General features: G+C 67.9%; 16 protein-coding genes. 5 read left to right on the forward strand and 11 right to left on the reverse strand.

Going from position 1 to position 16,946, the window contains the following annotated elements; genetic code table 11:
• Positions 1-23: 23 nt before the first annotated feature.
• The 6 genes from ACIA8C_RS10395 to ACIA8C_RS10420 form a co-directional block, all read right to left on the reverse strand.
• The gene (locus ACIA8C_RS10395; RefSeq protein WP_397133089.1) at positions 24-596 is read right to left on the reverse strand and encodes a ribonuclease H; all 573 of its coding nucleotides are present in this window, start codon (positions 594-596) and stop codon (positions 24-26) included.
• 10 nt (positions 597-606) lie between these two features.
• Positions 607-1,077, reverse strand: coding sequence for an SRPBCC family protein (locus tag ACIA8C_RS10400; RefSeq protein WP_397133091.1), 471 nt, complete (start codon positions 1,075-1,077; stop codon positions 607-609).
• A 255-nt stretch (positions 1,078-1,332) separates the two neighbouring features.
• Entirely contained in the window at positions 1,333-2,523 is a 1,191-nt protein-coding gene (gene lhgO, locus ACIA8C_RS10405) for an L-2-hydroxyglutarate oxidase (protein ID WP_397133093.1), read from the reverse strand.
• A 21-nt stretch (positions 2,524-2,544) separates the two neighbouring features.
• Positions 2,545-3,255, reverse strand: a complete 711-nt coding sequence (locus ACIA8C_RS10410; protein ID WP_397133095.1) for a hypothetical protein — start codon at positions 3,253-3,255, stop codon at positions 2,545-2,547.
• Positions 3,256-3,631: 376 nt separating this feature from the next.
• Positions 3,632-4,423 carry a TIGR03084 family metal-binding protein gene (locus ACIA8C_RS10415; protein WP_397133097.1) on the reverse strand — a complete coding sequence of 264 codons (792 nt, stop codon included), beginning with the start codon at positions 4,421-4,423 and terminating at the stop codon, positions 3,632-3,634.
• A 199-nt stretch (positions 4,424-4,622) separates the two neighbouring features.
• The gene (locus ACIA8C_RS10420) at positions 4,623-5,978 is read right to left on the reverse strand and encodes a hypothetical protein (protein ID WP_397133099.1); all 1,356 of its coding nucleotides are present in this window, start codon (positions 5,976-5,978) and stop codon (positions 4,623-4,625) included.
• A 202-nt stretch (positions 5,979-6,180) separates the two neighbouring features.
• Between ACIA8C_RS10420 and ACIA8C_RS10425 the strand changes: the two genes are divergently transcribed.
• A complete protein-coding gene (locus ACIA8C_RS10425; protein ID WP_397133101.1) occupies positions 6,181-6,894 on the forward strand; it encodes a cupin domain-containing protein in 714 nt (237 codons plus the stop codon).
• 3 nt (positions 6,895-6,897) lie between these two features.
• Here ACIA8C_RS10425 and ACIA8C_RS10430 read toward each other — a convergent pair whose 3' ends face one another.
• A complete protein-coding gene (locus tag ACIA8C_RS10430) occupies positions 6,898-7,944 on the reverse strand; it encodes a PrsW family intramembrane metalloprotease (protein WP_397133103.1) in 1,047 nt (348 codons plus the stop codon).
• Positions 7,941-8,483, reverse strand: coding sequence for a hypothetical protein (locus tag ACIA8C_RS10435; protein ID WP_397133105.1), 543 nt, complete (start codon positions 8,481-8,483; stop codon positions 7,941-7,943). Before ACIA8C_RS10435 ends, ACIA8C_RS10430 begins: the two co-directional genes overlap by 4 nt.
• A gap of 298 nt (positions 8,484-8,781) precedes the next feature.
• Here ACIA8C_RS10435 and lon point away from each other — a divergent pair, with 298 nt between their 5' ends.
• On the forward strand, positions 8,782-11,142 hold the full coding sequence (gene lon / locus ACIA8C_RS10440; RefSeq protein ID WP_397133802.1) for an endopeptidase La: 2,361 nt from the start codon (positions 8,782-8,784) through the stop codon (positions 11,140-11,142).
• A gap of 97 nt (positions 11,143-11,239) precedes the next feature.
• Positions 11,240-12,865, forward strand: a complete 1,626-nt coding sequence (locus tag ACIA8C_RS10445) for an FAD-dependent monooxygenase (RefSeq protein WP_397133107.1) — start codon at positions 11,240-11,242, stop codon at positions 12,863-12,865.
• 62 nt (positions 12,866-12,927) lie between these two features.
• Here the strand turns inward: ACIA8C_RS10445 and ACIA8C_RS10450 are convergent, their stop codons facing one another.
• Genes ACIA8C_RS10450 through ACIA8C_RS10460 form a run of 3 tightly spaced genes read right to left on the reverse strand, consistent with a single transcriptional unit; the run spans position 12,928 to position 14,639 of the window.
• The gene (locus ACIA8C_RS10450; RefSeq protein WP_397133109.1) at positions 12,928-13,365 is read right to left on the reverse strand and encodes a PaaI family thioesterase; all 438 of its coding nucleotides are present in this window, start codon (positions 13,363-13,365) and stop codon (positions 12,928-12,930) included.
• Positions 13,366-13,421: 56 nt separating this feature from the next.
• Positions 13,422-13,982: a TetR/AcrR family transcriptional regulator gene (locus ACIA8C_RS10455; protein WP_397133111.1), complete on the reverse strand. Its 561-nt coding sequence runs from the start codon at positions 13,980-13,982 to the stop codon at positions 13,422-13,424.
• Between the two features lie 60 nt (positions 13,983-14,042).
• A complete protein-coding gene (locus tag ACIA8C_RS10460; RefSeq protein WP_397133113.1) occupies positions 14,043-14,639 on the reverse strand; it encodes a DUF1707 domain-containing protein in 597 nt (198 codons plus the stop codon).
• 125 nt (positions 14,640-14,764) lie between these two features.
• On the opposite strand from ACIA8C_RS10460, the gene ACIA8C_RS10465 reads away from it, so the two are divergent.
• Both ACIA8C_RS10465 and ACIA8C_RS10470 read left to right on the forward strand, forming a co-directional pair.
• Positions 14,765-15,835, forward strand: a complete 1,071-nt coding sequence (locus tag ACIA8C_RS10465) for a DNA polymerase IV (RefSeq protein ID WP_397133115.1) — start codon at positions 14,765-14,767, stop codon at positions 15,833-15,835.
• 61 nt (positions 15,836-15,896) lie between these two features.
• Entirely contained in the window at positions 15,897-16,892 is a 996-nt protein-coding gene (locus ACIA8C_RS10470; protein ID WP_397133117.1) for an oxidoreductase, read from the forward strand.
• Positions 16,893-16,946: the final 54 nt, after the last annotated feature.

Raw genomic sequence — 16,946 nt, forward strand, 5'->3', positions numbered from 1 at the left:
CAGTCGTTGTCCGCGCTGACGGTTCAGAACAGCGTCAGAGTCTGCGGCGCCGACGGCGCGGCCACCTTCCCCGCGGCCTTGTCGATCGGCGCTTCCGGCGCCGTCGGCGTTTCTTCCACAGTCACCGCGAGAATTTCCGCGGTGTTCGCCTCGGCGACGGCCGCCGAGACGGCTGCCTTCCGAGCCGCTTCACCGGCAAGCGCGTCGGCCTGCTCGTTGAAGTAGTTGCCGACATGTCCACGGACCCAACGGAACCGGACCGGGCCCGGCCTGCTGGCGATCGCTTTGTCGATCTGCCGGATGAGCTCGACGTTCTTGACGGCGCCGCCGGTGGAGGTGCGCCAGCCGTTGACCCGCCAACTGGAGATCCATTCCGACGCGCACTTGATCGCGTAGAGCGAATCGCTTTCGATCAGTAGGGGTTCGGCGCCGGGATGGGCGAGAATCGCCTCCAGTACCGCGCGTAGCTCAGCGACCTGATTGGTGCCCGTCGGCCCGCCGCCGCTCGACGAGGAGCCCTGATGATTGACCCAAGCCCAGCCGATGGCGCCACCGGGATTGCGGAGGCAGGATCCGTCGGTGCTCACGATGATCATGGCTGGCACCCTACGCAATCCGACCGACAAGATCGGTACCGTGGAATTCTTCTATCTCCCTTCGCAATTGGGACTCGGTGCGGCGGAGCGCCGATTTCACGGCGGAATCCACCAGACCGGCACAGAGGCGGCCGAGCAAGCCACGCGGGGGGCTGTACTCCGCCTCGGACGTCAGCACCGACCGCCCGTATCCGAGCGGGTCGAAGCGCAGCGTCAGGGTCCCGGACAAACGCCCACGCAGCGTATACCCGATCACCACGTTGCGACGATATTCGGTGACCTCGCATGTCATCGTCGGCCGCCAGAGCACCAGCCGCGCGGTGGTCGTGAAGCGGGCGCCGACGCCGGAGTCGAGTTGGCCGGTCGGCTCGAAGGCGGCGACCGCGAACATCCAGTCCGGTACGAACAGATGGTTGTCCGTGTAGGTGAAGGCCACCTCGACCGGTGCCCCGACGTCACTCGCGTACTTGATGTGGCCCATCGGCCCTCCCTGCTAGATTGGCGGCCTTCGCCGTCCCTCCGTGGTTACGTGAGCTGCCTCCTCCTGGCCGGTGGCTCACGTCGCTGGGTTCCACGACTGGCGTTAAAAGTACTACAGTTCTCCTCTTTATTGGAGGGGTTGGGCGGTATTTGGTGCGCTGGTTTTCCACATTGCTACCGAGCGGTTGCTTGGCAATTATCGCTGGTCAGTAGCTGTATTGGACCGGTCGGTCTGGTTCTCGTTCGAGTCATCGGCTCAGAGTTGATCGACGATGTGCTCCGCGATCGGCATGGCGGAGGTGGCCGCGGGCGACGGTGCGTTGAGCACATGCACCGAGCGAGGCGTGCGCTCGATCATGAAGTCGTGCACCAACGTTCCGTCGCGCAGCACCGCCTGCGCGCGAATGCCCGCCTCGCGTGGCCGCAGATCGGCGAGGGTCAGCTCGGGACAGTAGCGCCGGCATTCGGCCAGATACCCGCGTTTGAACAGTGAATTACGCAGTTCGCGCAGCCCGGTTCGGACATTCGCCGCGGCCACCCGGTGCACGCCGGGAAAGCCGAGCACCGCGCGCGCGTCCTTGGCGTCGAAACTGCCCTTGCGGTAACCCTCCCTGGCCAGCCCGAGCACCGCGTTCGGGCCGACGGTCAGCGTGCCGTCGATGGTCGGACTCAGATGCACGCCGAGGAAGGGCAGCGTGGGATCGGGGATCGGGTAGATCAGCGTGCGCACCAGCCCGGCCCGCTCCGGCGGCAGCTGGTAGTACTCGCCGCGGAACGGCACGATCCGGAAATCGTTGCGCAGCCCGGCCATTCGGGCCAGCCGATCGGCCTGTAGGCCCGCGCAGGCCACCAGGGTGCGGGCGGTCCACGACCCAGTCGGTCCCGCGGCGGTGACCGCGGCGGCGGTCTCGGTGAGCGAGGTGATCTCGGCGCCGAAGACCAATTGCCCGCCCGCAGAGCGGACCTCGTCGGCGAGCGCGCCGGTTATCGCGGTGTAGTCGACGATGCCGGTGTCCGGCACGAACAACGCGCCGACGCCGGTCACCTTCGGCTCGCGCCGATGGAGTTCGGCGGCGTCGAGCAGCTCGACCGCGACGCCGTTGGCGATCGAACGCTCGTGCAGGGCCAGCATCCTGCGCCGCTCGGCCGCATCGGTGGCGACCAGCAGCTTGCCGCACACCTCGAACGGAATTCCTTGTGCCGCAGCGAATTTCTTTGTCCAGCTCGCTCCGCGGCGACACAGCCGCGCTTTCAGGCTGTCCGGCGGATAGTAGATACCCGAATGGATGACGCCGCTGTTGTGCCCGGTCTGATGGGTGGCTAGTGCCGCGGCCTTCTCCAGTAGCACGAGGGTCGCACCGGAATGGCGTTGCAGTATTCGATGCGCCGTCGCCACCCCGACGATGCCACCGCCGATCACACAGAAGTCGTACGTACTGTCCGGCATAGGAGAACAGTAGGCCGAGAGTTATACGGCCACGGCCGGTTCCGCGCCGCGGTGCGCGTTGGCGGGCTCGGTTGCGGTCGGTTCGAGACCGCGGGTCGTCTCCGGCGCGGGTTTCGTATTCGGTGCCGGGGTGCGATTGAGACGTAGATCGTGTTCGCCCAGTGCCGGATCGGTGAGCATCAGCAGCACTTCGCCACTGCGCGTATCGAATTCGGTACGCAGCTGGGTTGCCCTCGCGTGCTCGTCGAGCGGGGTGTGGCCGGTCAGCACGGTGAAGGCGTTGGTGCCAACGGTGATCGAGATCGTGTCGGTGCGCACGGCGGCCACCTGTGCGTCCAGGTAAGCGTCGCCGAGCCGCAGGTTCCCGCCGACGCTCGGTCGTGGTACGAACGTCGAATCAACGTGCGGGTCAGCCGCTTTCGGGGTGGGCACGACCACGGTGTGCGGGTGCGTAGTGAAGATCGCGGGCAATTCGAAGTGACCGCCGGTCAGCACGGTGTCTGTCCAGCCCGTATCGCTCAGCGGACCCTCGACGGCCTGCACGGGTGGTGCGGCGACCTCGCCGCCGGGTCGATTGAGCTCGGCCATCTCGTGCACGATGTAGGTCCCGGCGACCACGGTGAGGCTGAGGCTTGCGGCACCCGCGAGCACGATCGCGGCGTGCCGAGCGATCTGGACGTGCGGCCTCGCGCATGCGCGGCTCGCAAGCGCTCCGTGCTTGTTTCTGGTCACGATGCGTCCCTTCCCTGGTGCCCCTGCTCCCCCTGGCAGCGCGGCCCGCATCGTTGAAAGCCGTACAGTCGTCCAGGTTACGACGTGGCCGTAGGGGGTATCGCGCCGGGGAGAGCAGAATCACACACCCGAGCGGATCGGTCGGCAAACCAGCGCCGAATCCGGGGGGTTGTTTATGTTTCTAGCACCTCGAGGGCGGGTAAATAGTTCTTTAGCTGGCGAGCGTCATCCTCGACTGCCACATCGAGACACCCGGCCAATGGCGTCCGGCCGACACGAACGGCGCACCCAAGTGTGGCGCTCGCCCGCTCCCGAATCTATGGATCGGGTCGGGTGGGCGACGGCCGGATGTACGCATCCGGCCGTCGCTGCCGTTTCAGGCGAATTGACCCGCTGTCCGGCCCGATCCCGCCGGTCCGGCGAAAGCCTGTGCGAGGGTGAGCCATTCCGCCGCGTCCGCGCCGACCACCGTAATCGCGAGGTCGTCGGGGTGGCGGCGCTGGGTCACCAGCAGGCAGAAGTCGAGGGCCGGTCCGGTCACCCGTTGCGCCGCGTCCTCGGGCCCCCACGGCCAGATCGTGCCGTCGGGTGCGGTGAGCTCGACCCGGAATTCGGTTGCGGGTGGGGTCTTTCCGTGCACGGTGTAGGCGTAGTTCCTGGTGCGCGCGCCGATGTGGGCCACGGTGCGCAGCCGCGCGGTGGGGGTGCGGGTGATGCCGAGGGCGTCGGCCACGTCCTGACCGTGTGCCCAGGTTTCCATGATGCGGGCGGTGATCATCGAGGCGGCGCTCATCGGCGGGCCGAACCATGGCAGCTTGCTGCCAGCGGGGACGACGCGCAGAGCGTCGGTGAGTGTCTGCTGGCCGCGGTGCCACCGGTCGAGCAGCTCCGCGGGCGGCGTGGTCGACGCCTCCTCGGCAGCCTCGTCGACGAAGGTCAGCGCGTTGGGCGCGGCCTCGGCGACCAGTCGCTGGAAGCCCGCGTCATCGGCGGCGGCCAGCGTGGCGACCTCATCGGTCCAGGCCAGATGGCCGATCTGATGGGCGATGGTCCAGCCGGCCGCGGGTGTCGGGCGGGCCCAGTCGGCCGCGGGCAGCGGGGTGACGATGCGTTCCAGGTCCGCGCACTCGTCGGCGAAATCGTTGAGCAGCGCCTCGAGGTCAGCCATCTGTTCCCTATCTAATCGCGGCGTGCACGGGTCCCTCCGTGGTCACGTAGGCTGCCGCCTTCGGGCCCGTCGCGCACGCCGCGTGCCGATCACTCGAACGCACACCACCTCGTGTGCCGTCGCGGTTCAGCATCGCAGTGGCCGCCAATAAATGCAAGCACGCGTGCTTGTATTTATGCCGACGGCCCAGCAGGCTTGTTCACCAGCCGAAAATGATCAGGTGCGAGGCGCCGACCGCCAACCCGAGCACCGCGCCATGCAGATAGAGCAGCCACGCGTCCTGCTCGACCGAGGCATAGAACATCTCCATGAACTCCCCCGGCGTCAGCTGCCTGAGCTTGCGTGCCGCGAATACATCGATGGTGTTGGCCTGCTCCAGGATGAATTCCTCGTCCTCGGCCAGGCTCGGCGCGAGCCCGACGGCGGCACCGGCCGCGCCCGCCTTGAGGTTGTCGAACTTGCGACGGCCGAGCGCCGCGCGCACGAACGAGGTGGTCGGGCCGAGCTGCCGATGGATCTCGTCGGAGATGAGCCGTTCCAGCAGCTGGTGGGTCTTGTCGCCGTTGGGGCCGTCCAGCAGTTCCCGCGACAGGTTCGGCAGGGTGAGCACCTGGTAGGCCAGGATGTGCGCGAGGTCGGTGGCGGCCTGCGGCTGCCGCTTGGCAAGCAGCGCCTGCTGCCAGAGGTACTTGTACCAAGGCTGCGGGTCGCCGGGCTCGAACACCATCTTGACCGCGACGACATTGACGATCACGCCGATCGTCGCAGAGGCGAGCAGCACGATCACCCAGCCAGGCACCCAGCCGAGCACCGGAATGTGCTGGTGCACATGCATATACAGGGCGAGCAGCAAACCGAACGGCGCGCCGAGCAGGCCGATCCGGACCATGAAGCGCAGCTCCGGCGCCGCGATGGTGGTGGTCAGATCCTTCAGAATGCCGGGGTTGTCCTGCAGGTACCGGATGACGAAGCTCTTGATATCGATGAGCTGATCGACGTTGTCGCCCAGCGATTCGAACGCGCGCCGCGACAGCGCGGGCATCTCCCGATCCACCCGCTGGTAGATGATCTGCTTGGCCGCGCGCGGCACACTGCGCCACAGGTCGGGGTTCTCCCGGTTCATCAGCTCGTCGACCAGCGGCTGCACCTGTTTGCGTGCGAGCACCGCGACGTAGTCGGCGATGCCGTCCAGGTCGAGTTCGTGAATGAAGTCGCGCGGACTGCCGATCCGCATCAGCGCCTTGTCGACGCAGATGCTGGCCATCTTCTCGGCCCGCGCCGGGATGAACCCCTGGAAGCCGAGCTGCTGCCCGTCGCCGGAGAAGGTCGGCAGCACCTGTACCCGGCGCGGGAAATACGGATAGAGCAGATACAGCCCCGGGATCCGAAAGCCGCGAAATCGCTCCGGCCAGAACAACATCAGCACGCCGGTCCAGTTGGTCAGCCAGCCCGCCAGCGCGCTGAAGATCGGGAACGTCACCAGATCGACCACGAACTTGGACTGGCCCGTCAGATCCTCCCAATCGATGAACACGCCGGCGGCGAGTGAACTCATCGATGGATCTCCCTAGGCCGAACCGGCGGAACCGCCGGTATGAGGTATCAAGGCCCCAACATTGTCATTGCGCCGGAGCGAGTGTCAACGCGGGGGAACGGTAGCGCGGCGGGGCTACCATGAGCGCGCCCGAGCTGGACCTGGGCGCGAGCATGACATCCCCTACGCGCGGTCGCGGACCGCCGACGTCGCAGGAGGTCGCGTGTCCGAAGAGCCAGAGTCCGATGCTCCGCAGACCGAGGACGAGGCGCGGGTCAGTCGTCGCCGGGTCATCGGGACCGGTGCCGCCATCGGCGGTGCGGCCATCGGTGGTGCGCTCGCCGCGACGGTGGGTGGGTCGGCCAGGGCCGAGCAGGGCAACGCGATGCCCGCGTCGGAATCGAATGCCAAGCTGGACACCGATTCACACCTGTTCCGGCTCACCTCGGCCGAGCCGGATCGGTACGACGGCGGCACCCTGCGTGGCGCGCACGAGGGCACCTTTCCGGTGCTGACGGGTCAGCAGGCCTCGGTCTATTTTGTCGAACTCGAGGTCGGCGCCATTCGGGAGCCGCATTGGCATCCGACCGCGTGGGAACTCAACTACATCATTTCCGGCAAGGCCGACTGGACGATTCTCGGCACCCATCCGGACGGCACCTATCGCAACGACGCCTTCGCGGCGAAGCAGGGCGATCTGGTGTTCGTGCCGCAGGGCTTCTTCCACTACTTCGGCAACGCGAGCACCGAACAACCCCTGCAGGTCCTGGTGGTTTTCAATACCAGCGCGCAGGAACCGAATGACGACATCGGCATCGTGGCCACGGTGAATTCGCTGCCCCGCGAGATTCTCGCGGCCGCGTTCGGGGTTCCGGTCGCCGCGTTCGCCGGCGTGCCCACCGAGATCAAGCCGGTGGTGATCACCAGGCGCAAGTGAGCCTCACGCCGGGATACGAATGCCCGATCCCGCGCCGGTCTCCTGCACCCAGTCGAGCAGCACACGTTGCCGCTGTACCTGATAGCGACGGTTGTACTGACCGCTCAACCGCTCCGCTTTACGGGCTCGTCGCCGGCTTCGCCGCGAGATCAACGTGCTCAATTCACCGGCAGGCGCGATCCCGCGCGTCACCGCCCAATTGACCACCGCGCGGAACCATTGCCGTTCGGTGTGCAGCACCCAGGTGTAGACGACGGCGAAGATCAGGATGTAGAGGACCGTCCGCACAATGATCGATCCGACCGGGATGCTCGCCGGGCTCGGCGCGTCCCAGCCGAAATGTAGTGCGGCACCGAGCAAATAGAACGTGACGAGGACCCGCGCGCGCCGCCCGGCCGGCCAATCCGGGCGCGCCACCGCCAGCACGATGCCGATGCCGGCCAGCGCGGTGAGCATCCAGTGCGAGGTGATGCCGGTGAGCAGTCGCACGATGCCGACAAGTACCGCGGTCGCCGAATCATCTTGTGCGGAAAGCAAACCGGCGTTGGCCGAGTAGGTGATGTTCTCGACCACCTGGAAGCCGAGGCCGGTGCAGCCGCCGAGCAGCAGCCCGTGGATCGGCCGATTCAGCAGCGGCCGAGCGAGCCACGCGACGGCGAACACGCCGACGCCCTTCACCGCCTCCTCCACGATCGCCGCGGAAATCGGTGCCTGCCAGTCGACGGCGAACGCGTCACCGGCCAGGTTTTGAATGATGCGCATGTTGTTGTCGTTGGCGAACATCGCGATGCCCGGCCCGGCCAGCGCGCCCCAGAGAAAGCCCATGACCAGCGGCGTCCGGATCCGCCGCCGTGCGCGCAACCGATCCAGGTGCAGGACGAGCCAACCGAAGACGAGCAGGGTCGCGAGCGTGAACGGCAGGCCGACCAGGATGTCACGCCAGGTCAGCGCGGCCACCGGCGCCAACTGGAACACCAGCCCGAGTAGCCCGAGGAATGAGATCAGGCAGTACGCCCAGAACAGCGCCGATGTCGGCTGGAACCACCTCATCGGCGCACCGCTAGCGACTCGAGCACCGGCGTCAGCTCGGGCAGCGTGGCGTCAGCACCGATCAGCACCAGCGTCACCGCCAGTTTCTCGTTGCCGACGATCGCGCACACCCCAGCGCGGTCCGTGCCGCGACAGGTCCGCCCGCTGAACCCGTTCGGCGTCTTGACCTCCCCGCCGTCGAAGGACGCCTCGAAACCTTGCGCGCCGAGCACTTTCAGCCGCCAGTCCGCCGCGTCATCGAAGTCCGTGACCCCGTCGATCACACTGACCGCCAGTCGCGAACCATCCGGAGCGATCAGCACCGCCGTGGTCCGATCCCCCGTCGGCCTACGCTGCCACCCGCCGACCCCGCCGAACCCGACCGTGTCCGGTTCCTCCCCCGGCGCCGTCACCTCGATCTCCGCGTCGGCGGCAACCGTCGTCTCCCGCGTCGGCACCAGCGCGGCCAGCGCCGACGGCACCGCGATCAACGCCGCGATCACCGCGACCACCACCCCGGCCTGTTTCCAGTCGTGCCCGGCCCGCATCGGCCCACTCACGCACATGCTCCCCTCCGTGGGTCCGCTGCGCCCTTACCGAAACTGCCACCGACCAGCGGCGCAGCCGCCCCAACGATAAGCCAGCCCACCGCGTTTACCTGGGAACACGCCCACCACACCACCCCAGCCCGCAGCCGGGCCCCTGCTTCGCCCACAGCGAACGCGGGAAATATCCGGAACAAAGGTGGGAGGGCCGGGGTTGAGTTGGTATCGCTCAACTTTTGGAAGGGTCGAACACGTGACTACACCACAGAACCTGCCGGTGCTGTTCCTGACCGATCCGATCGTGCTGCCGGGCATGGTCGTGCCCATCGAACTGGACGAATCGGCGCAGGCTGCCATCGATGCCGCGCGTGCGGCCAAGACTGACGCGGTGCTGCTCGCGCCGCGGCTGACCGAGGGCTACGCCTCTTACGGCGTGGTGGCAACCATCGAGCAGGTCGGGCGGATGCGCGGTGGCGCACCGGCGGCCGTGCTGAAGGCCGAACGGCGCGCGAAGATCGGGCACGGGGTGACCGGGCCGGGTGCCGCGCTGTGGGTCGAGGCCGAGCCGGTCGAGGTCCCCGCTCCGGACGGCCGGACAAAAGAGCTTGCCGCCGAATACAAGAAGCTGGTCGTTTCGGTACTGCAGCGCCGCGAGGCCTGGCAGATCATCGACGCGGTCAATCAGCTGACCGATCCGTCGGCGATCGCCGACACCGCGGGCTACGCGCCGTACCTGAGCGACGATCAGAAGCGCGAGTTGCTGGAAACCCCCGACGTCATCCAGCGGTTGAACACGCTGATCGAGTGGACCAAGGACCATATCGCCGAGGCCGAGGTCACGGAGAAGATCAGTGACGACGTCCGCGAGGGCCTGGAGAAGAGTCAGCGCGAGTTCCTGCTGCGCCAGCAGCTCAACGCGATCCGCAAGGAGCTCGGCGAGGACGAGCCGGACGGCGCCGACGACTACCGCACCCGGGTGGAGCAGGCCGATCTGCCCGAGAACGTGCGCGCCGAGGCGCTGCGCGAGGTCGGCAGGCTGGAGCGCGCCAGCGATCAGAGCCCGGAATCCGGCTGGATCCGGACCTGGCTGGACACCGTGCTCGAATTGCCGTGGACGGTGAAAACCACCGACAGCACCGATGTTTCGGCCGCCCGCGCGGTGCTGGACGCCGATCACCACGGCCTGGATGAGGTCAAGGATCGGATGGTCGAGTACTTGGCGGTGCGTTCCCGGCGGGCCTCGCGTGGGCTGGAGGTCGTCGGTGGACGTGGTTCCGGCGCGGTGCTCGCGCTGGTCGGTCCGCCCGGCGTCGGCAAGACCTCGCTTGGTGAATCGGTGGCTCGCGCCATGGGCCGCAAGTTCGTTCGCGTCGCCCTCGGTGGTGTGCGCGACGAGGCCGAGATCCGTGGTCACCGGCGCACCTATGTCGGCGCGCTGCCGGGCCGCATCGTCCGCGCCATCAAGGAGGCGGGTTCGATGAATCCCGTTGTCCTGCTCGACGAGATCGACAAGGTCGGCTCGGACTTCCGTGGCGACCCGGCGGCCGCGCTGCTCGAGGTGCTGGATCCGGCGCAGAACCACACGTTCCGCGATCACTACCTGGATCTGGATCTCGACCTGTCCGACGTGCTGTTCATCGCGACCGCCAACGTCATGGACACCATCCCCGGCCCGCTGCTGGACCGGATGGAGCTGATCACCGTCGACGGCTACACCGAGGACGACAAGGTCGGCATCGCCCGCGACTTCCTGGTGCCGAGGCAGCTGGAACGCAACGCGCTGACCACCGACGAGGTGACCGTCACCGACGAGGCACTGCGCGAGATCGCCGCAAACTACACCCGGGAAGCCGGAGTTCGGCAGATGGAGCGGCTGATCGCGAAGGCGTTGCGCAAGGCCGCGACTCGGCTGTCCGAGGACGGAACGGGTTCGGCGACAGCCGATCTCGGCTACGAGGCCGAGCTGGGCAACGACGCGCTGGTGAAGTCCGAAGGCGGCGAGCAGCAGTCGCTGACCATCGACCTGGGTGATCTGAAGGAGTACCTGGGCCGTCCACGCTTCACCCCCGACTCGGTGGAACGCACCGCGGTGCCGGGTGTGGCGACCGGACTGGCGGTCACCGGCCTTGGTGGCGACGTCCTCTACATCGAGGCCAACGTCGCGGAGGGCGAGCGCTCGCTCACCCTGACCGGTCAGCTCGGCGATGTGATGAAGGAGTCCGCGCAGATCGCGCTGACCTACGTGCGCTCGCACCTGGAGGAGATCGGCATCGAACCGTCGGTGCTGGATCGCAATATCCACGTGCACTTCCCGGCCGGTGCGGTCCCCAAGGACGGACCGTCGGCGGGCGTCACCATGGTCACCGCGCTGGTGTCGCTGGCACTGGGCAGGCAGGTGCGCGCCGATGTCGGCATGACCGGCGAGGTCACGCTGAACGGGCGGGTGCTGCCGATCGGCGGCGTCAAGCAGAAGCTGCTCGCGGCACAGCGGGCAGGCCTGAAGACGGTGTTCATCCCGGCCCGCAACGAGCCGGACCTGGACGACGTCCCGGCCGAAGTGCTTGCCGCACTTGACGTCCGCCCCGTCGGTGACGTGGCCGACATCCTGGCCTACGCCATCGAGCCGGTCGCCGAGCCCGCCTTGGACGGACGGGCCTTCGCGGCCACCGCCTGACACGCGGGCAACGGGGCCGGGCACCTCAGGTGCCCGGCCTCTGCTCGTGTAATCGACACGCAAGGGTCGTGCAAGCGGATACGCACACCATCGATGCATGACTTCGACGCAGCAAGTACCCGTTCTCATCGTCGGCGGTGGTCTGGTCGGACTGTCCGCCGCGCTCTTCCTCGAGTATCACGGCGTGCCTTTCGTGCTCGTCGAGAAGCGGACGGGCGGGTCGGTGCTGCCCCGTTCCCGCGGCGTGCACACCCGGACCGTCGAGTTGTTCCGGCAGCTCGGCATCGAGAACCGGGTCCAGCAGGCCGCCGCGACCGCGATAAAGGCGGGCCGGTTCGGCGGCGCGAGCCGGGGCGCCACGCTGGTGGCCGCCGAGCAGCTCGAGCTCGCCAACTTCATGAAAAGCCTGGAGCACCCCGCGCCGAGTCCATCCACCTTCTGTTTCCTGCCACAGGTGCAGCTGGAGCCGTTGCTGACCGACGTGGCCCGCGAGCGCGGCGGTGACTTGCGTTTCGGGGTCGAGTTGAGCGACTTCGAGGTCACCGATCGCGGTGTCATCGCCACTGTGCGGGATCGGACCGGCGCTATCTCGACCATCCAGGCCGACTACCTCATCGCCGCCGACGGTGCGGGCAGCCCGATTCGGCGCGCGCTCGGGATCACCGCCTGGGAACTGCCGCCGACGCACCACTACCTCAACATCTTCGTGCGGACCGACCTCACCGAGGTGCTGCACGGCCGCACCTTCAGCCAGTGCGAGATCGCCAACGACACGGTGCGCGCGCTGGTGCTGGCGAAGAACAACACCGACGAATGGTCGTTCCACGTCGAATACGATGCTGCGCGTACCGATCTCGCCGACTACTCGGCGAAGCGCTGTGCCGAGCTGGTCCGCGCCGCGATCGGCGTGCCCGATATCGCGGTCGAGGTACTGGCGAAAACCGCTTGGGACACCGGTGTTTTCGTCGCGAACGAGTACCGCCGCGACCGGATCTTCCTGGTCGGCGACGCCGCGCACCGGCACGCTCCGTGGGGTGGTTACGGCGCCAACACCGGCATCGCCGACGCGCACAACCTGATCTGGAAACTCGCGGCGGTGCTGTCCGGCACGGCGAGCCCGACGTTGCTCGACAGCTACCAGCCGGAACGGCGACCGCGCGCGATCGTCGCCGCCGAGCAGGCCAGGCTCGGCACCGACTTCGCCACCCGCTACGGCATCGAAACCCCGGACAACGCAGCCGATCTCGCCCGCCAGCTCGGTACCGACACGGTAATGACCCGGTACCGGTACGCCTCGTCCGCTGTCCTGGGCGGCAACGCGGACGCACTGCACGTCGACCAACTGACCGGCCAGGTCGGTACCCGGGTGCCGCATCTGTGGATCGACGAGCCGCAGCAGATCTCTACGCTGGATATGAACGGCCCCGGCTTCGCGCTGCTGGTCACCGGCACCTCGGCCGCCTGGCGCGACGCGGTCGGTGAAGCACAGTGGGACACCGGAATCGACATCACCGTGCACGCAATACCCGCCGCCGAATGGTCCGCGCGTACCGGCCTGCCCGAGGGCGGCGCGCTGCTCGTCCGGCCGGACGGGATCGTCGCCGGTCGCTCCGACGAAGACCTCCACCCCCGCGCGCTCACCGCTGCGCTGCGTCGCATCGTCGGCAAAACCGCCAGCGAGACAGAGTCTCTCGACGACGTCGCCGCGACAGCCGGTGCCTGAGCGGCGAACCCGGGCCGGGCAACCCCACCGTGCCCGGCCCGGGACGGCAACGCGGACGGCTGTCACGCGTGACCGGCCAGCTCCCGTTCGACACTGTGCGCGGTGCCCTGCGCCACCGCGCACAGCACCGGCTCGTCGTCGGTGTTCTCGACATAGATCTCGCAGCGGACCACAGCCTGGCGGCGGGTGGCTCCGGTGACGGTGGCAGCGGCCCGCAACCGAATGCCCTTGGCGGGGCGCAGATAAGTGATGGCGAAGCCGCCGGTCAGCACGTTCGCGCCGAGCGCGGTGCCAGCGGCGAAGGTGAGCGCGTTGTCGGCCGCGTAGGCAAGCACGCCGCCGTGCACGAAGCCGAATTGCTGGCCGTGCTCGGGACGAAGGGGGACGACCAGAGTGGCGGTGCCGTCGCCGAATTCGGCGATCTCGGTGCCGACCAGCTCGGCGAAGGGTTGCGCGGCGAGGACCTTCTTGGCGAGGTCGATATCGATGGTTGCGGTCATCAGCTATCCCTTGGTCGCGCAGGATGGGCGCGATAGTCGTTGGTGCGGAACGTGCTTCATGGCCGCGCCGTCCCCAGCGTCAGCCAGGCCGCGTCGGCGAGTTCGTCCGCGACCTCGGTCGGCGCGGCGAGCATGTTGCCGTCGAGCCAATGTCGCGAGTACTCCTGCGCCGGGCCGAGCCACAGCGCGTAGACGAGATCTAGCGACAGATCGCGCACCGCGCCGTACCCGGCGTGCGTGCGCCACCAGCGGGCGACGTTGCGCATGAACTCGCGATTGCTGTCGCTCTCCCGTACTCCCGGCGGCCGCGCGGAGAGGAGAACCTTTGCCCGGTACTGATTCTCGGCGACCCAGCGCAGGTGTTCCCGCACGCCTGCGGTAATCCCTTCGCTGGCATCGGAACTGTCGCCGACCGCCGACCAGAAGTGCTGCTGGTAGTCGACCAAGGCGTTGGCCCACACCTGCCGATACAGATCCGCCTTGTCCGGAAAGTGGTGATAGAGAGCGCCGACGCTGGCACCCGCCGCGTCGCGGATCTGGGCCAGCGTCGCCTCCAGCGCGCCGTGCTCCGCGAACTGCCGCTCGGCCGCCAACAGCAACCGATCTCGAATCTTCACAGACAGAATTTAGTTCTGTTTTGCGGACGGCGCAATAGCCCGCACCAGAACACGACGGGGTCAGGCCGGGCGTGGCCGGCGCAACAACCAGCCCAGGAAGGATCGGCGAGGCCGCCGCGGATACCGCACGCTGATGGAACCGGAGCCGACCTTCCCATCAACCCGCAGCACCGGCGCGCCCGGCAGCGGCGGCTCGGTCGCCCGGTTCGACACGCTGCCACTCTTGGTCCGCACCCGATCGACGTCGGCCCGCCACCCGCGCGGCACGATCAGCTTGATGGTGCCGGAGCCGACGGAAGCGTGCAGCGCGATCTCATTGTGCGGGCATAGTGCCTGGGTGAAGTCGAAAATGATGCTGCCGGAACCACACTCGGCAATGAGCTCGGTGGGGACGATCCACTGCCCGCGCTTGTCGCGCGAGCCGCTCTTGGTGCGCAGTTCGACCGGTTCATTGCTCGTCGGCAGGTCGGCGGTGACCGCGACCAGCTCGGCGCTGGTCCGTGCCGAGTAGGCCTGGACGAGTCGCCGGTCCAGTTCCAGCACGTCCAGGCGACCCTCGGTCACCGCGATGTGCAGCCGTCGTACCGCGATCTCACGGTCGGCGGCACCGACGCGCACCGCGGGCAGCGCGACGGGCTCGTCCTGCGCATCGGTCATCGGTCTGATCTCCTTGCTCGGGCTCAAAGAAATCGTACGGCCATGACACCGGTCGGCGCCGCCGTCAGCGGCCGATCGGACCGGTATACCGACTGTTTGTCACACCGGTGGGGTAAGACGGTGCTATGGCCAGATGGCTGTTGCATGTCGATCTCGATCAGTTCCAGGCGGCGGTGGAGTTCCGCCGGCACCCGGAGCTGCGCGGCCTGCCGGTCATCGTCGGCGGCAACGGCGATCCCGCCGAGCCGCGCAAGGTCGTCACCTGCGCGTCCTATCCGGCCCGCGCGTTCGGCGTCCGGGCCGGGATGGCGCTGCGCAGCGCGCAGCGCAAGTGTCCCGCTGGCGTGTTCCTGCCGCTGGACATGGCCTGCTATGAGGAGGCATCCGACGAGGTCATGGCGCTGCTGCGGACCTTCCCCGGCCGCGTCGAGGTGTGGGGCTGGGACGAGGCCTTCCTCGCCGCAGACACCGCCGACCCGGCAGCGCTGGCCCGCGAAATCCGCAGCGCCATCGAGCAATTGGAGCTCTCCTGCTCGATCGGCATCGGCGACAACAAGCTCACCGCCAAACTCGCCACCGGCTTCGCCAAATCGACCGGCAAGTCGGCCGCGGGCCCGGCCACCGACGAGGGTGCCGCCGCCGGGATCTTCCGCCTCACCGCAGGCAACTGGACCGAGGTCATGGCGCACCGCCCGACAAACGCGTTGTGGGGCATCGGAACTCGGATCGCCACCCGCCTCGCCGACCTGGGCATCAACACCGTCGCTGACCTGATGGCCGCCGACCGGCATCGCCTTGCCGCCGAATTCGGCCCGAATACGGGCCCTTACCTGTGGGTCCTCGGTCACGGCAAGGGCGACACCGATGTCACCACCGAACCCCGAATCCCGTTGGGCCGCAGCAAATCCGAAACCTTCCCGCACGACCTCACCGATCCCGCCGAAATCCGCGCCCAGGTGGCCCGCCTGGCCACCGAGGTAGCCGAGGAAATGGCCGAAGCGGGCCGCATCGGCACCCGGGTCTCGGTGACCGTCCGCACCAACACCTTCTACACCCGCAGCAAACAAGAAAAACTGCCGACGCCAACCATCGACCCCGCCGACATCACCGAAACCGCGCTCCGCATCATCGACCGCTTCCCCCTCGACCGTCCCATCCGCCTGCTCGGCGTCCGCCTCGAACTCGTCCCCGAGTAGACCGGGCTGCGCGGACGGCGGGAGCTGCGCGGGTGCGGCCCACGATCGTATGCTCGTCGGCATGGAGTTCTGGGCGATGGTGGCGCATGAATCGGACAGCGGGATCGTGCTGACCAAACAGGAGGTCGGCGAGGATTTCCTCGGGGCTGGTGAGGTCACGATCAAGGTGCACTTCTCCAGCGCGAACTACAAGGATGGGCTGGCGATCACGCCGGGTGGTGGGGTGGTGCGCAAGTACCCGATCATTCCCGGCATCGACATCACCGGCGAGGTGGTCTCGTCGGCGGACGACGACTTCGCGCCCGGCGACCTGGTGGTGGCGCACGGCTACGACATCGGGGTCGCGCAGCACGGCGGGTTCGCCGAGTACGCGAGGGTGCCCGCCGACTGGGTGGTGAAGCTGGACGGCCTGAGCCCGAGGGACGCCGCCGCGCTCGGCACCGCGGGCTTCACCGCGGGACTGAGCGTGCAGTCGCTGCTCGACCGTGGCATCACCCCGGAGACGGGCTCGGTGCTGGTCACCGGCGCGACCGGCGGCGTCGGCAGCGTGAGCATCGACATTCTGTCCGGCCTCGGCTTCGAGATCATCGCCTCCACCGGCAAGACCGACGCGAGCGACCTGCTCGGCGAGCTCGGCGCCAACGAGATCATCGGTCGCCTGCCCGAGGACCCCGACGCCAAGCCGCGCCCGCTGAACAAGGCCCGCTGGGCCGCCGCGGTGGACAGTGTCGGCGGCAAGTCGCTCGCCTACATCCTCAGCGCCATCGGCTACGGCGGCGCGGTCGCGGTCAGCGGCCTGACCGGCGGCTCCGGCGTGCCGACCACCGTGCTGCCGTTCATTCTGCGCGGCGTCGCACTGCTCGGCATCGATTCGGTTTTCTGCCCGATCGAGAAGCGCCGCGAACTGTGGACGCGCCTGGCGAACGAGCTGCGGCCGCAACACCTTTCGTCGCTCACCCAGTTCGCGTCGATCACCGACGCGGCCGAGGTGCTGCATTCCATCCAGAACGGCACGCATACCGGGCGCACCGTCTTCAACGTCCTCGGCGAATTCTGAATCGATAGCGCGAAGCGAAAGACCGGCTCAGTCATCGAGCCGGTCTTTCGCTGT

Origin of the sequence: Nocardia sp. NPDC051321, from assembly GCF_044455225.1 — a bacterium.
GTDB lineage: Bacteria > Actinomycetota > Actinomycetes > Mycobacteriales > Mycobacteriaceae > Nocardia.

What these genes read in the sequence shown, in the direction of transcription:
- ACIA8C_RS10465 (WP_397133115.1), top strand. Translation starts at nt 14,765, where the DNA reads ATGGCCAGATGGCTGTTGCATGTCGATCTCGATCAGTTCCAGGCGGCG.
- ACIA8C_RS10420 (WP_397133099.1), bottom strand. Translation starts at nt 5,978, where the DNA reads ATGAGTTCACTCGCCGCCGGCGTGTTCATCGATTGGGAGGATCTGACG.
- ACIA8C_RS10415 (WP_397133097.1), bottom strand. Translation starts at nt 4,423, where the DNA reads ATGGCTGACCTCGAGGCGCTGCTCAACGATTTCGCCGACGAGTGCGCG.
- ACIA8C_RS10395 (WP_397133089.1), bottom strand. Translation starts at nt 596, where the DNA reads ATGATCATCGTGAGCACCGACGGATCCTGCCTCCGCAATCCCGGTGGC.
- ACIA8C_RS10460 (WP_397133113.1), bottom strand. Translation starts at nt 14,639, where the DNA reads ATGACCGATGCGCAGGACGAGCCCGTCGCGCTGCCCGCGGTGCGCGTC.
- ACIA8C_RS10445 (WP_397133107.1), top strand. Translation starts at nt 11,240, where the DNA reads ATGACTTCGACGCAGCAAGTACCCGTTCTCATCGTCGGCGGTGGTCTG.
- ACIA8C_RS10450 (WP_397133109.1), bottom strand. Translation starts at nt 13,365, where the DNA reads ATGACCGCAACCATCGATATCGACCTCGCCAAGAAGGTCCTCGCCGCG.
- ACIA8C_RS10470 (WP_397133117.1), top strand. Translation starts at nt 15,897, where the DNA reads ATGGAGTTCTGGGCGATGGTGGCGCATGAATCGGACAGCGGGATCGTG.
- ACIA8C_RS10400 (WP_397133091.1), bottom strand. Translation starts at nt 1,077, where the DNA reads ATGGGCCACATCAAGTACGCGAGTGACGTCGGGGCACCGGTCGAGGTG.
- ACIA8C_RS10430 (WP_397133103.1), bottom strand. Translation starts at nt 7,944, where the DNA reads ATGAGGTGGTTCCAGCCGACATCGGCGCTGTTCTGGGCGTACTGCCTG.
- lhgO (WP_397133093.1), bottom strand. Translation starts at nt 2,523, where the DNA reads ATGCCGGACAGTACGTACGACTTCTGTGTGATCGGCGGTGGCATCGTC.
- lon (WP_397133802.1), top strand. Translation starts at nt 8,782, where the DNA reads ATGGTCGTGCCCATCGAACTGGACGAATCGGCGCAGGCTGCCATCGAT.